Source organism: Caballeronia sp. GAFFF2 (genome assembly GCF_023631485.1).
Classification (GTDB): Bacteria; Pseudomonadota; Gammaproteobacteria; order Burkholderiales; family Burkholderiaceae; genus Caballeronia.
In genome coordinates, this window is sequence record NZ_JALQDA010000035.1 from 838506 (window position 1) to 852647 (window position 14142).

The 14142-nt window shown below is 62.6% G+C and carries 12 protein-coding genes and 1 pseudogene; 6 read left to right on the forward strand and 7 right to left on the reverse strand.

Translation table 11 applies throughout. From position 1 onward, the window contains the following. Nucleotides 1-33 precede the first annotated feature (33 nt). On the forward strand, nt 34-1005 hold the full coding sequence (locus tag NCT04_RS29840) for an amidohydrolase family protein (protein WP_250469466.1): 972 nt from the start codon (nt 34-36) through the stop codon (nt 1003-1005). On the opposite strand, the gene NCT04_RS29845 is transcribed toward NCT04_RS29840, so the two are convergent. The 5 genes from NCT04_RS29845 to NCT04_RS29865 form a co-directional block, all read right to left on the reverse strand. After that, nucleotides 1006-1953, reverse strand: a complete 948-nt coding sequence (locus NCT04_RS29845) for a 2-hydroxyacid dehydrogenase (RefSeq protein ID WP_250469467.1) — start codon at nt 1951-1953, stop codon at nt 1006-1008. It abuts the gene before it with no gap. 9 nt (nt 1954-1962) lie between these two features. After that, nucleotides 1963-3270, reverse strand: coding sequence for an MFS transporter (locus tag NCT04_RS29850; protein WP_250469468.1), 1308 nt, complete (start codon nt 3268-3270; stop codon nt 1963-1965). Between the two features lie 39 nt (nt 3271-3309). Next, the gene (locus NCT04_RS29855; RefSeq protein WP_250469469.1) at nt 3310-4257 is read right to left on the reverse strand and encodes a dihydrodipicolinate synthase family protein; all 948 of its coding nucleotides are present in this window, start codon (nt 4255-4257) and stop codon (nt 3310-3312) included. A 177-nt stretch (nt 4258-4434) separates the two neighbouring features. After that, nucleotides 4435-6195: an IlvD/Edd family dehydratase gene (locus NCT04_RS29860; protein ID WP_250469470.1), complete on the reverse strand. Its 1761-nt coding sequence runs from the start codon at nt 6193-6195 to the stop codon at nt 4435-4437. 108 nt (nt 6196-6303) lie between these two features. Then, entirely contained in the window at nt 6304-7206 is a 903-nt protein-coding gene (locus NCT04_RS29865) for a LysR family transcriptional regulator (RefSeq protein ID WP_250469471.1), read from the reverse strand. A gap of 106 nt (nt 7207-7312) precedes the next feature. On the opposite strand from NCT04_RS29865, the gene NCT04_RS29870 reads away from it, so the two are divergent. Next, on the forward strand, nt 7313-8434 hold the full coding sequence (locus NCT04_RS29870; RefSeq protein ID WP_250469472.1) for a mandelate racemase/muconate lactonizing enzyme family protein: 1122 nt from the start codon (nt 7313-7315) through the stop codon (nt 8432-8434). A 61-nt stretch (nt 8435-8495) separates the two neighbouring features. Here the strand turns inward: NCT04_RS29870 and NCT04_RS29875 are convergent, their stop codons facing one another. Beyond that, the gene (locus NCT04_RS29875; protein ID WP_250469473.1) at nt 8496-9740 is read right to left on the reverse strand and encodes a DUF1479 domain-containing protein; all 1245 of its coding nucleotides are present in this window, start codon (nt 9738-9740) and stop codon (nt 8496-8498) included. A gap of 95 nt (nt 9741-9835) precedes the next feature. Between NCT04_RS29875 and NCT04_RS29880 the strand changes: the two genes are divergently transcribed. From NCT04_RS29880 to NCT04_RS29895, 4 genes are all read left to right on the forward strand, one after another. Next, nucleotides 9836-10792, forward strand: coding sequence for a helix-turn-helix domain-containing protein (locus tag NCT04_RS29880; RefSeq protein WP_250469475.1), 957 nt, complete (start codon nt 9836-9838; stop codon nt 10790-10792). 85 nt (nt 10793-10877) lie between these two features. Next, complete coding sequence (locus NCT04_RS29885) at nt 10878-11525, forward strand: glucose-6-phosphate isomerase (RefSeq protein ID WP_250469477.1); 648 nt, start codon at nt 10878-10880, stop codon at nt 11523-11525. Further along, nucleotides 11522-12493 (forward strand): shikimate dehydrogenase family protein, encoded by a 972-nt coding sequence (locus NCT04_RS29890; protein WP_250469479.1) that lies wholly within the window; start codon nt 11522-11524, stop codon nt 12491-12493. Before NCT04_RS29885 ends, NCT04_RS29890 begins: the two co-directional genes overlap by 4 nt. After that, on the forward strand, nt 12493-12771 hold the full coding sequence (locus NCT04_RS29895; protein WP_250469481.1) for a DUF3253 domain-containing protein: 279 nt from the start codon (nt 12493-12495) through the stop codon (nt 12769-12771). The genes NCT04_RS29890 and NCT04_RS29895 overlap by 1 nt, the downstream gene beginning before the upstream one ends. A 54-nt stretch (nt 12772-12825) precedes the next feature. On the opposite strand, the pseudogene NCT04_RS29900 reads toward NCT04_RS29895, so the two are convergent. Continuing rightward, nucleotides 12826-14064 (reverse strand): annotated as a pseudogene (locus NCT04_RS29900) (phospholipase domain-containing protein); the annotation flags it as partial. Nucleotides 14065-14142 lie beyond the last annotated feature (78 nt).

The window sequence follows — 14142 nt, forward strand, 5'->3', positions numbered from 1 at the left end:
TGCAGGCACATTCGAATAAAACAGGAGACAGCCTTGTCGAAGTTGAATTGCAAGCGTCGCGAGACGCTGAAAGCGCTGAGTGCGCTCGTTGCATCAGCGGGTGGTTTGGCATTGAGCGGTTGCGCAGAAACGCGAGTACAGAGTGACGCGCAGCAAGTGAAATGGTCCACCGGCACCGAGCGCACGAAGCTCGCGATGCCGCCCGATGCGACCGACTGCCATCATCACATCTACGATCATCGCTATCCGTGGGCGCCCGAAGCGACGCTCAAGCCCGGCGATGCAACCGTCGACGATTATCGGCAACTGCAAAAGCGCATCGGCACGACGCGCAATGTCATCATCCAGCCGTCGAGTTATGGCGTCGATAACCGTCTGCTCGTCGAATCCATCGCGCGTTTCAACGGACGCGCACGCGGCATCGCGGTCGTCAATACGAGCGTGACTCAGACGGAACTCGAAGCCTTGAATCGCGCTGGCGTACGCGGTATCCGCTTCAATCTCGCGCCACCGGGAACGACCACGCTCGATATGGTGAAGCCGCTTGCGGCTCGTATTGCGCCAATGGGGTGGCATGTGCAGGTGAACGCACCCGCTGCGTTTTTGATGCAGGCGCGAAGCACGTGGTACGACTTGCCGTGTCCGGTCGTATTCGATCATCTTGCGCACGTGCCGGAACCCGATGCGGTGCATCAGGCTTCTTTTCAGATGGTCTCCGAGTTGCTGACGAGCGGGAAGGCGTACGTGAAGCTGATCGGCTTCTACAACGAGACGCAGGTCGGGCCGCCTTCGTATGCGGATAGCGTCGCGCTCGCGGCGGGCTTTGCTCAGGTCGCGCCGGAGCGCGTGCTGTGGGGAAGCGACTGGCCGCATCCGACGGAGCAGCCGTTGAACCGCATTCCCGATGATGCCTTGCTCGCGGACCTTTTCGCCAACGTCGTGCCGGATGAAGCGACGCGCAAGCGCATTCTCGTCGATACGCCCGCCACGCTGTATCAGTTCTAATCATTCGATATGGACAGGCGTCAATGCCCGTCCTGTCGTGAAAAACGAGACGACGTTGTCGGCGGTGAGTTTGGCCATTGCAAGCCGCGTCTCATGCGTCGCGCTGCCGATATGCGGGCTCAGCACGACATTGTCCAACTGTCGCAAAGGCGAATCGTTGAGCGGTTCGTGCTCGAAGACATCGAGCGCGGCGCCCGCGAGCGCCTTGCGTTCCAGCGCTGCAATCAGCGCCGCTTCATCCACGACGGAACCGCGCGCAATGTTCACGAGCATGCCCTTGGACCCAAGCGCGTCGAGCACGGTAGCATCGATCAGATGACGCGTCGCGCTGCCGCCCGGACAACTCGCGATCAGAATGTCCGACCAGCGCGCAAGCTGAACGGGCGTCTCGAACCATTCGAACGGCAACGCCTGACGCGCGCGCCCGAAGTACGCGATCTCGACACGGAACGGCGCGAGTCTTCGCGCGATCTCTTTGCCGACGCGCCCCATGCCGACGATCCCGACGCGCTTGCCCGCCAGGTTCGAGCCGAGCGGCAGTACGCCGTTCGACCACGCGCCTTCGCGTACGAAGCGGTCGGCGCGCGGCAGTTGCCTTAGCATCGCGAGCACGAGTCCTATCGTCAGTTCGGCGACGGCCGCGTTGAGCAGATCGGGCGTGTTGGTCACGACGATGCCGCGTTCGCGCGCAAACTCGACCGGAATGCGGTCGAAGCCGACGCCGCTCGTCGCAATGATGCGCAGCGCGGGTAATCGTTCTATGAGCGCGATGTCGATGTCGTAGTTGGACCGTGTGACGATAACGCCGATGCGCGCGCGGAGCGCGTCGTCAGCGCCGATCTCGGCGAGCGTGTGTAGAGCGAGGCGCTCTTTCAGCAAGGCCTCGGCAATGGCAGGAAACTCGCCTATCCGCAAAATGGGTGGCACATTCGTGTCGTTGGCGGTCATCGTCAATCCTTACTTGTTGACGAGCTTCGCCGGCACGAAGACGAAGATCAGCAACGCGGACAACGCAAGCGAAGCCGCAACCACGAACAGTCCCGACGAAAGCGAATGCGTGATCGATTTGAGCCAGCCGATCACGGCCGGGCTTACGAATCCGGCAAGATTGCCCGTGCAGTTGATGAGCGCGATGCCCGCCGCCGCGCCCGTGCCGCCGAGAAACGCCGTGGGCAGCGCCCAGAACATCGGCAGCGCGGTGATGACGCCCGCAGTCGCGAGCGTGAGGCCGGCCACCGAGATCGCCGATGACGCGCCGAAGAGCGCGCACAGCACGAAGCCCGCTCCGGCAATGAGCGCGGGCAGCGCGACGTGCCAGCGCCGCTCGCGTGTGCGGTCGGCGTGCTTGCCGGTGAGGATCATCGCGGCGAGGGCAACGGAGTACGGAATCATCGTCAGAAGGCCGATGATGAACGCGTCTTCTATACCCGTCGAACGCAGGATGGTCGGCTGCCAGAAGCCGATTGCGTACGAACCCATGACAATGCCGAAGAGGATCAGACACATTAAATACACGCGCGCCGACGTGAACACCGCGCGCACCGAGCCGTGCGTTTGCGTGGCGGTATCGGCGGCGATTTCATCGAGGATCACGCGCTTTTCGGGTTCGGAGAGCCAGGTGGCGTCGGCGACGCGGTCATCGAGATGCTTCAGGATCACGAAGCCGAGCACGATGGACGGCACCGCTTCGATGATGAAGAGCCACTGCCAACCTTCGAAGCCACCCACGCCGCTCATCGAATGCATGATCCAGCCGGACGCCGGTCCGCCGATAAGCCCCGACACCGGATTGCCCGCCATCAGGAGCGCAATCATCTTGCCGCGCCGATGCGAGGGGAACCAGTAGGTCAGATACAGCACCATGCCCGGAAAGAAGCCCGCTTCCGCGACACCGAGCAGAAACCGCACGGCGTAGAACTGCATGGGCGTGGAGACCCAGGCAGTGGCCATCGATAACGCGGCCCAGGTAATCATGATCCGCGCGATCCAGCGCCGCGCGCCGATGCGATGCAGCAGAAGGTTGCTCGGTACCTCGAAGAAAAAGTAGCCAACGAAGAACAACCCCGCACCGAGGCCGTACACGGCTTCGCTCAGATGCAACGAGTTCAACATCTGCAGCTTGGCGAAGCCGACGTTGACGCGATCCAGATAAGCGACCACGTAGCCGACGAACAAGAGTGGCATGAAGCGCAGCGCAACGCGGCGAAAGATGGAATCGGCGTCGTCGGTTGCTATCGAGGCGGGAAGTGAAGGGCTGTCGTACAAGATTTGTCTCCGTTTTTATTCGTATGGATGTACGGCGGTTCAGTGCGCGGGTTCGCGAACGCCGAGCTGATCGGCATGCGGAATGGAAAAGCCGATGGCGTCCAGCGCGTTTTCAAGCTGCACGCGTTGCGTGCCATCGAGCTCGACGAGCGGCGGGCGCAAATTCGCCCAGCCTTCATCGCCGGATTGCCATGCAATGGCCGCTTTCATCGCGGCGATCATTGGGAAGCGCTGGAACACCGCGCGCGTTTCGTCTAGGCGGCGTTGCTGTGCGGGCGCATCGACGGCGCGCCATTCGCGCGCGAGCTTGCCGATGGCCGCCGCATTCACGTTGCCCGTCGCGGTGATGCAACCCGCGCCGCCCGCTTGCAACGTGCGCAACAGGAACGTCTCGCTGCCCGCGAAGACTTCGAAGCCCGTGGACGCGAAAGCATCGATCACGGCCGACGTGTTGTTCCAGTCGCCCGAGCTGTCCTTGATGCCCGCAATGGTGCCCGGATACGCCTTCAGCAAGCGTTCGATGAGTGCAAGGCTCAACGGCACCTGCGCGACCGGAGGAATGTGATAGAGATAAATCTTCAGACGCGCATCGGCGACAGCGTCTATCACGGTGGCGTATGCGCGGAAGAGGCCTTCGTCGCTTACGCCCTTGTAGTAGAACGGCGGCAGCATCAGCACGCCGCCACAGCCGTTCGCTACCGCATGGCGTGTGAGTTCGATGGTGTCCGGCAACGCACACGCGCCGGTGCCAGGCATCATGCGTGCAGCGGGCAGGCCTGCGCCGATGAGCGCATCGAGCAGTCCGCGCTTCTCCGCGACGGACATGGAGTTGGCCTCGGAATTCGTGCCGAACACGGCCAGCCCGACATCGTCGTCGAGCAACGCGCGGCAGTGGCGAATCAGACGCTCGGCCGATGGCGCGCCGTTATCGTCGAATGGCGTGAGAACGGGCGACAGCGCGCCCTGAAAGGTCTTTGATGTAGTCATGGCAAGCGTCTCCGGTGTCGTTCGAGGGTCGCGCCAGTATCGCCGTGGGTTGGATATGGAAGAACAAGGGTGCGCTTGCTTCAAAGACAAAAATTTCTTGTGTCTTATGCGGACGTTTCCCGTGAACGCAAAAAAGGCCGCTCGAAAGCGGCCCTGGCGTGCTTCAGCATGACGCGTCTAGCTTCTTGGCGTCGTGCCGCGCTTCTCCGTCGCGCGCAAGAAATCGAAGTCGACGCCTTTATCCGCTTGCGTCACCGTATCGAGAAACAGCTTGCGGTATCCACGCTCCGCTGTCGGTATCGTCACGGGATGTCGGGCCGCACGCGCAGCGAGTTCCTCGTCGCTGATCAGCAGGCTGATCTCGCGCTTCGACACGGACAGGCGAATGCGGTCGCCCGTCTGCACGTGCGCAAGCGGCCCGCCGATCGCCGATTCGGGCGTCACGTGCAGCACGATCGTGCCGAATGCGGTGCCGCTCATGCGGCCATCGGAGATGCGCACCATGTCCTTGACGCCCGCCGTCGCGAGCTTGCGCGGGATCGGAATGTACCCGGCTTCCGGCATGCCGGGCGCGCCCTTCGGACCGATGTTCTTGAGCACCAGAATGTCATCGGCGTTGACGTCGAGATCGGCGGAATCGATGCGCGCGGCCAAGTCCGCGCCGTTCTCGAACACCACCGCGCGGCCCTCGTGCTCCATGAGTTCGGCGTTCGCCGCCGATTGCTTGATGATCGCGCCGCCCGGCGCGAGATTGCCTTCTAGGACGGCAATACCGCCTTGCGGATAGATCGGGTTGTCGAACGAGCGCACGACATCCTGCACGAAGGCCGGACCCGCCGCTTCGATCTCCTCGCCGAGCGTGCGGCCCGTGACGGTCAGCGCATTCAGATTGAGAAGCGGCTTGAGTTCGCGCAGCAGCGTGGCCATGCCGCCCGCCTTATGAAAATCCTCCATGTAATGCGAGCCGGACGGCTTCAGATCGAGCAGCACGGGCGTCTCGCGGCCCATGCGGTCGAGCGCTTTCAGATCGACGTCGTAGCCCATGCGTCCGGCAATGGCGGTCAGATGCACGATGCCATTGGTCGAACCGCCGATAGCCAGCAGCACGCGCATGGCGTTCTCGAAGGCATCGGCGGTGAGAATCTTGTCGATGGTGAGGTCGTCCTTCGCCATCCGGACGGCTTGCGTGCCGGTCATTTCGGCGACGCGCATGCGGTCCGATGTCACCGCGGGCGGCGCGGCGCCGCCCGGAACGGTCATGCCGAGCGCTTCGGCAATACACGCCATGGTGCTTGCCGTGCCCATCACCGAACACGTGCCCACGCTCGCGACGAGCTGGTTGTTGACCGCCGCGATTTCCGTCTCGTCGATCTCCTCCGCGCGAAAACGTCCCCAATAGCGGCGGCAATCGGTGCATGCGCCCACGCGCTCGCCGCGATGCGCGCCCGTCAGCATGGAACCGGTGATGAGCTGGATCGTCGGGATATTCGCCGATGCCGCGCCCATCAGTTGCGCGGGCACGGTCTTGTCGCATCCGCCGATCAGCACGACGGCGTCCATGGGCTGCGCGCGAATCATCTCCTCGGTGTCGATCGACATGAGGTTGCGCAGATACATGCTGGTGGGCTGCGAGAACGATTCGGCAATGGAGATGGTCGGGAAGTCCATTGGCAGGCCGCCCGCGAGCATCACGCCGCGCTTGACGGCCTCGATCAGCTGCGGCGCGTTGCCATGACACGGGTTATACGCGCTGCCCGTGTTGACGATGCCGATCACCGGCCGGTCGAGCGCGCTGTCCGTATAGCCCGCGCCCTTGATGAAAGCCTTGCGCAGAAAGAGCGAGAAGCCGCTGTCGCCATAGCTCGTCAGCGATTTGCGCAGGCCGCCGGGTTGCGGGTCTTGTTCAGCGCCGGACTTTTTCTTGAATGTGTCGCTCATGTTGCTGGCGTCTCCTGTAGGTGTGTCCGCATTATCGCGGCTGGCTTGGGTTGCCGCGACACGCTCGCGCTTGCTTCAAACCATAGAACTTCTTGCTTCCGGACGTGACTATTGCTTCGGTTTGCCCGACCCGTGCCGCGTCCGTTCGATAGAGTCCGCCGCGCCGAGAAACGCCTGCACGAGCCGGATGCGCGCGCATGAACGTCCCCATAACAAGCCGACGAGACGCTTGGGCGCCGCGTTGGGGAGCGCCCACTTGCGCACGCAAATGCCCGGATACTCGTGCGGCGCCCAGTCCGGCACGAGCGAGACGCCCAGCCCGCGATCGACCAGCGTGGCGATGGCCGCGAGGCCATCGAGTTCGCAGCGCTGATTCGGCTTGATGCCTTGCTGCCGTAAATACGCATCCGCGAGTTGGCCGCCGACCACGTTACGGTCGTAGCGAATGAAGGGTTCTGAAAGCAAGGTGGCGTGGACGTCGTTGACGTTCATCGCGGCGGGCGTCAGAAGCACGAGCGGCTCCGTGCGAAACGTATGCCAGTCGCAGCTTTTCGGGAGATTGAAAAGCGGTTGCGCGATCACGGCGGCATCGAGATCGCCTGCCGTCACCTTGCGATAAAGATCGAGCGACGTGCCCGGCTCCAGATAGAAGTCCATCTGCGGATGATGACCGAGCAGCACCGCGAGCGCGTCGGGAATGAGGCTGCCCATCATCGTCGCCATGCCGCCAAGACGCAGTTGACCGCCTAATTGATCCGTGTCCTCGATGTCCGAACGCAAGTCGCGAATGTCGTGCAGCACCGCTCGCGCCCGCGCGAGAATGCGCTCGCCGGCTTCCGTCGCGCCCACCGTGCGGCCCGAGCGACGCACGAGCGTGGCGCCGAGTTCGGCTTCCAGCATCTTGACGCGTTGCGCAACGGCGGCGGGCGTCAGATCGAGCCTGCGCGCGGCTTCCGCGATCGAACCCAGTTCGACGACGAACACGAAGCTCTGCAGATAGCGCGAGTCCATCGATAAAAAATTTTGGGTTTGAAGAAGCCAAAGGATACTTCTTCTGCGGCGCGCATGTCATCAGACTCAATCTTGCGGTTCTTGACGACAATACAGGAAGACAGCCATGCCTATCATCGAATCCATCGCCGTATGCGCGGCCGCGGTGCCGCTCGATCGCGTCACGTCCTTTTCGACGCGCACGGTGTCCACGCGTCATTACGGCCTCGTCAAGGTGCGCTCGACCGATGGCGTCGAAGGCATTGGCTTTTGCTATATCGGCAGCGCGGCGGGCGAATTGCTGACCGTGGCGGTGGAGCAGTTGCTCGCGCCGGTGCTGATCGGCCGCGACTCGTACGCTGTGGAAGGACTCTGGCAGACGATGTATAACGAAGCGCTGTTGCAAGGACGCGCGGGCACCGTGATGCGTGCGCTGTCCATTCTCGATGTCGCGCTGTGGGATCTCAACGCGCGCACGCATGGCGTGGCCTTGCACAAATATCTCGGCGCGAACGAGCTCGAAAGCGTGCCGGCCTATGCGAGCGGTGGCTACTATCTCGACGGCAAGACACCTGAAAAGCTCGGCGAGGAAATGGCCGGCTACGTGGAGATGGGTTTTCGGGCGGTGAAGATGAAAGGCGGGCGTTTGTCGCCGCAGGAAGAGGAGCGGCGCGTAAAGGCGGCACGCGAAGCCGTCGGGCCGGACGTCGAACTGATGATCGACATGAACAACGGCTGGACCGATATCACGCAGGCCTTGCAGCATGTGCGCCGCATCGAGCAATACGATCCGTACTTCATCGAAGAGCCCTTTTCGCCAGACGATGTCGACAATCACGCGAGGCTTGCGAAGGCCACGCGCATTCCGGTGGCGACGGGCGAGATCGGCTATGGCCGCTGGTATCACAAGGAATTGCTCGACCAGGGCGCGGCCGCGATTCTGCAATCGGATGCGGCCGTGTGCGGCGGCATTACCGAATGGCGCAAGATCGCGGCGACGGCGGCAAGTCATGGCGTCGTGATGTGTCCGCACTGGTTCCACGACCTGCACGCGCCGCTCGTTGCTGCCACGCCGAACGCGCGCTACGTCGAATATTTCTGGGACGATCAGGTGCTCAACTTCCGCCGTCTGGTGGACCGCCAGTTGTCGCATGAGAACGGGCGCGTCAAGCTGCACGACGCGCCCGGCCTCGGCTTCTCCTTCGATGAATCGCAGGTGGCGAAGTACGGGCAGTGGAAGCGGATTTGAAGGCTTTTATTCGGTCCTGGTTGCGATGGCGTGCGCCCGTTTTATCGACGACTCATGAGCTTTAAAGATCGAACCCGAGTTGCGCTTTGCCGAGCGGCGTCAGGTCTTCCATCGTGGCGCGTCCGACGAAGTCGACCTCGAAGTGATCGGCGGGAAAGTCGGGCGGGCTTCTGCCTTCGAGGAAAGCGGGCAACTGGCGTTTGAGATATTCGTCGTTCTTGGCGCACGCAGGCGCCGAAGCGATATACATCACGTTGCTGTAGCCCGCGCCGCGATGCGCGTCTTCCACAGCGTGGATCACGTCGCTGTGCCAGAAGACGGTGTCGCCCGCCCGCATGTGCGGGATCGAAGACAACGCTTCGAAAAGCGGTGCATGAAATTCGGGCTTGATGGAAAGCGCGCGGCCGGGCATGGCGCCGCACAGGTCGTCGTCGGCGACATCGTCCTGAAGGGCGCGCAACAGGATATACGCCATCGAGTTCGCAATCGGCACGAGCTGCAACGTGCCGTCGCCCGGACCTTGCGGCGTGAGCGCGGTCCATCCTTGAAACGTGCGGAACATGGAGCACACCGCGGGCGACGCGATCTCCTCGACATCCGGCCGGAACGCGGCGTCGAATGGGTCATATTGACGCCAGTTGCCGTCGAACACATGCCGGTACACCTTGCGGAAATTTGCTTCGATCCACCGTTCGACCGAGCCGCCGTCGCAATGCGCGGACAGACCCAACGACTCGGAGCCGGGCGGACGTCGGCGCATGCGGTCGGCATACACCGGCACGCGCTCGGGATCGAAATGAACGCGGCCTTCGCTCTCGACGCGCCACAAGCGGTTGAGGAACACACGCGCCGCAGTCAAGGAAGGCGCCTGCCGTGCCAGCACCTGCGGCTTCGACCAGTACACGCCGTAAATCTGCGGCTTGCTCGAGGCGAGCTGGCCGAAGTATTTGTCCTCGGCGCGGTTCTGCAGTCGCGTATCGAGGTCGTTGCGCTCGACATACTCCGCGATATCGCGGTCCCATTGTTCGACGAGCGATGCTTCGAACACATTGCGGATCACGCACGCACCACGCGACTTGATGAGCGCGATCTGCTCCGCGCTCACGCGCTGCTGCGCGATCTCGGAGAACTGGATTTCAGGGATGACGTTCTCGCCGCGATTACGTCGCTCGGCAATCTCGCCGGCCTCGGCGTGGATTGCTTCTTCCACTTCGGCGAAGACTTCGCGATAGTTCGGCAGCCGCTCGCGAAGCGCTCGTTTGGCTTGCCGGATGGTTGCCGGCAAATCGTCGATTTCAAGTGCCATGGTTGTCTCCGTATGGGTTTTGCCATACCGGCAGAATAGGCCGATCACGCCTGCAGAAGTGATACCATCCGGACAACTTCTTCGCGTCTTCTGCCATGAAACCCGCATACGAACACGTCGAATTCGGTGATGAATGTTCGGTGAGGGTTTACCACCGGCGTCTGCCGCGCATTCCTTTCGAATGGCACCATCATCCCGAATACGAGTTGACGCTCACGCTCAACAGCCACGGCAAGCGTTATATCGGCGATTCGATCGAGGGTTATTCCGACGCGGATCTGGTGCTCGTGCCACCGAATCTCCCGCATACGTGGGCGTCGAACCGTTCGATCGATTCGAGCGTGCCTCAGGTCGCCATCGTGATCTGGTTCAGTGGCGAATGGGCGCGGCGGCTCGCGGATGTCTGCCCCGAATACACACCCTTGCGCGACCTCTTGCGCCGAGCCGCGTGCGGACTGGCGTTCGGTGAGGAAGTCGGCGCCGCGATGCGCACGCAACTCGACAAGCTGCTTTGCAACGCGCCCCGCGAACGCCTGGGCGCCGCGCTGAACGTGCTTTGCTCGCTGGCGGAAGCGCCTGGTCGACCGCTTGCATCGCCTGCTGCGTTCAGTGAGCGTACGGACGGTCCTTCGGGTCACGAACCGGAACGCATCAACCGCGTACTCTCGATGATCGACTCGCGCTTTGCCGAACCGCTGCGTCTTTCCGAGCTTTGCGAGGCGGCCAACGTGTCGGAACGTTCGCTTGCGCGCTACTTCGAGCAGCACATGGGCGAGAGCGTGGGACGATACATCGCGCGGGTCAGAATCGGACATGCCTGCCGCATGCTCGCGCATACGTCCGCGCCGGTGTCCGTCGTCGCGGCGCGCTCCGGGTTTCCGAATGTCGCCAACTTCAACCGGCAATTCAAGGCGATGAAGGACCTCACGCCCGTCGCTTATCGAAGACAATTCGCAGCCGGTGATGTTGCCGAGGCGCACGCCGGGCCGCGTATCACCGAGCGCTCGCCTTCGTTGCAGCGCAATCCGCGCTTGCCGAAGTCGATTGCGTGACGGCGTCATGCGTCACGGTCACGCATGACGCCACTTAAGTTAGCATTGACCCTTCCGCTTTTCCAACCTTCCTTGGAGATGGCTCATGCAATGGCCTGAACCGTGCTCATTCGATGTGAACCTGAATACCGGGCTGATGGAAGGCACGGGCACACGCTACCAGAAGCGCCTCGACGATCTCGCCGGCTTGTACGCCGATGCAGCCGCCTTCGACGCGCTGGCTTCCGCTCGCGGCAAGGATGTCGTGTACGACGTGACCGATCATCGCCCAAGCGATCAGCCGGGCGACCTCATCACCGGCGTCACGCGCATGTCGCCAGGGAAGGTCGGCCGCGAATACTTCATGACGCGCGGGCATATTCACGCGAACATCGACCGGCCGGAGTTGTATTTCGGTCTGAAGGGCGACGGGCTCATGTCGATGGAGTCGCCGGACGGAGAGACACGCATCGTCGAAATACACGCGCATACCATGTGCTACGTGCCGCCGCGCTGGATTCATCGTTCCGTCAACACGGGCGCGGAAGACTTCGTGATGCTGTTCTGCTACCCGGCGGATTCGGGGCAGGACTACGCGATCATCGAACAAGCGGGCGGCATGCGCTTGCGTATCGTCGATGACGGTCAGGGCGGCTGGCGCAGCGAAGCGAATCCTGCGTATCGCGAGCGTTCGCAAGCCGACGTGGAAGCGCTGATTGCGCGCGGCGCGCGTGCCGAAGGAGCGGCGCGATGAGTTACCAAGCCGCGCAACGGCCGACGTTTTACTTCATCGGCGTGACGACCGCGCAAAGTTCGATCATGCGCGTGTTTCCCGCATGGGCAAGGCATCTCGGGCTCGGTAATGTCGAGATGAAGGGCATCGACTTCGAGCCGCATTCGCCGGCGAATGCGTATCGCGAAGCCGTCGAGTTTTTGCGCGACGATCCCTTGTCGGTTGGCGCGCTCGTCACCACGCACAAGATCGACTTGTACGCTGCGTGCCGCGATCTCTTCCATGAGATCGATCCTCACGCGCTCATGATGAGCGAAACGAGTTGCCTCTCCAAGCGCGATGGCAAGTTCGTCTGTCACGCCAAGGACCCGATCACTTCCGGCTTCGCGCTCGATGGCTTCCTGCCCGAACAGCATTTCGCAACGACGGGCGCGGAAGCGTTCTCGATGGGCGCGGGCGGCTCGACCATTGCGATGACATGGCATCTGATGCAACCAGGCCGTGGCGCGAATCGGCCGTCGAAGGTGATCGTATCGGACCGTTCCGCGGCGCGGCTCGAGGAGATCAAGCGGATTCATCGAGAGATCGGCGCTGGCGTTGCATGCGAGTACGTGCTCGTGCAGGACGCAAAGGACAATGACGCGGTGCTCGCGCGATTGTCGCCGGGCGCGTTGGTGATCAATGCGACGGGACTTGGCAAGGACGCGCCAGGTTCGCCGCTCAGCGACGCAGCCGTGTTCCCGCAACGCGCCGTGGTTTGGGAGCTGAATTATCGCGGCGATCTGGTCTTTCTCGAACAGGCGCGTGCGCAGGCGCTTCAAAAGCAATTGCAGATAGAAGACGGGTGGACTTACTTCGTCTACGGCTGGACCCGCGTGATGGCCGAAGTGTTCCATGTCGAGATTCCGTCGCGTGGACCCGCGTTCGATGAGCTATGCCGGATCGCGGCGGAAGCGGGCAAGCCGGCGCCTGCGCGCCCGGTTGCGTGATGAGCGTATCTACGCGGGACATCGAAAATTGCGCGCTGGATTTGCTTGGCGGACGTGCCGCGACTTCTTCCATTTGTCCATCGGATGTGGCACGCAATCTAGTGAGCGACGAAGAAGGATGGCGCGCGCTGATGCCTTTGGTCAGGGACGTGGCCGCGCAAATGGCGCGTGAAGGCAAAGTGCTGATCACACAAGGGGACGTGACGCTGGACCCCGATGCAATGAGTCATGGGCCCATTCGCTTGCGGCGCGGGCCGGCTTTTCCGGCATCGGCGTAAAGAGCGTAAGCGGTCCGCGTCATCGTCGAGCCGACACGGACCGGTTCATGCACGTTAAGAAGTCATCCCCATGGCCGGATCGGAAACGAGGTCCTTGCCATTCTCCACACGTCCCGCGAAGCGTCGCTTGAACGCGTTCAGACCGCTGCACGTGACCATGAAGTCGTACCAGTTGCCGCTATCGGCAATTGGCCAGGTCACTTCGACGACCGAATTCGCAGCCACCGTCGTGACCCACGGACCATTCGTGAGATAGGCCAGCGCTGCCGTCGTGAACGTGCACGACTGATTGCCGCGGTTGTAGAGCTTCACGCTGACGAGCGACGTATCGCACGGCTGATAGCAAACCTGAATCTCGGCATTCGCGGATGCGCTCACTTCCTTCAGATTGCCCGCAAACTCGCGGTGGTAACCATTGGGTCCAAGCACCCACAGGTCGTATCGCCCCGCATCGCTGGCAGGCACGGTCCACGTTCCCGTCAGCGACTTGCCCGCCTCGACGACGAAGCGGCGCGGCACGAGTTCGAGATGGTTTCTGTCGTACACATGAAACACCGCGCCCGCGTGGTTCGTGCTGCCATTCGCGAATTCGAGCGCGACCGTGCTTGCGTTGGCGTTCACATGCGCGGTCGTGTGCAGCTCGTAAGGCAAGGCGCGCGACGGACGTGTACCGGTAGCCTGCGCGGGCAACGGCGAACTCGCCGTCACGGACTGCGCCTGGATCGCGGATGCCGCCGCCTGCGACTTGGCGAGCGCATCGGCCGAGTCCTTCGTCGTGCGCCCGGAGAGCGTCGGCAGCGCGGCATCGTTCGGATTGACGAAGTTGAAGCACGAGGTCAGGTCGCCGCAAATCGCACGCCGATAGCTACTGATCTGCGGTTCGGTCACGCCGAAGCGCTTTTCGAGGAACATGAGCGTCGAGGTGTGATCGAAGACCTGCGAGTTCACGAAGCCGCCACGGCTCCACGGCGAGATCACCCACATCGGCACGCGCGGGCCGGGGCCGTAAGGTCGTCCGTCGGTCTTCGGCTGATTGCTCGTTGCCGGCGCGAAGTTGTGATATTCCACCGCCATGTCGGTGTCGGACAAGGTGCTCGCACCCGCGAGCGTGCCATCGCTTGCGTGCGACGGCGCGCTCGGCGGCGGAAGGTGATCGAAGAAGCCATCGTTCTCGTCGTAATTGACGAGCAGCACGGTCTTGCTCCACACATCCGGGTTCGCGGTCAGCGCATCGAGCACTTCCTGCACGTACCAGCCGCCTTGCGTGGGACTCGACGGACCGGGATGCTCGCTAGGCGGATTCAACCGGTCGTCGCAACACCTTCAATCGAGGAAGTGTTGCATGGTGCGAAGTGCAAAGCAGGTATATCG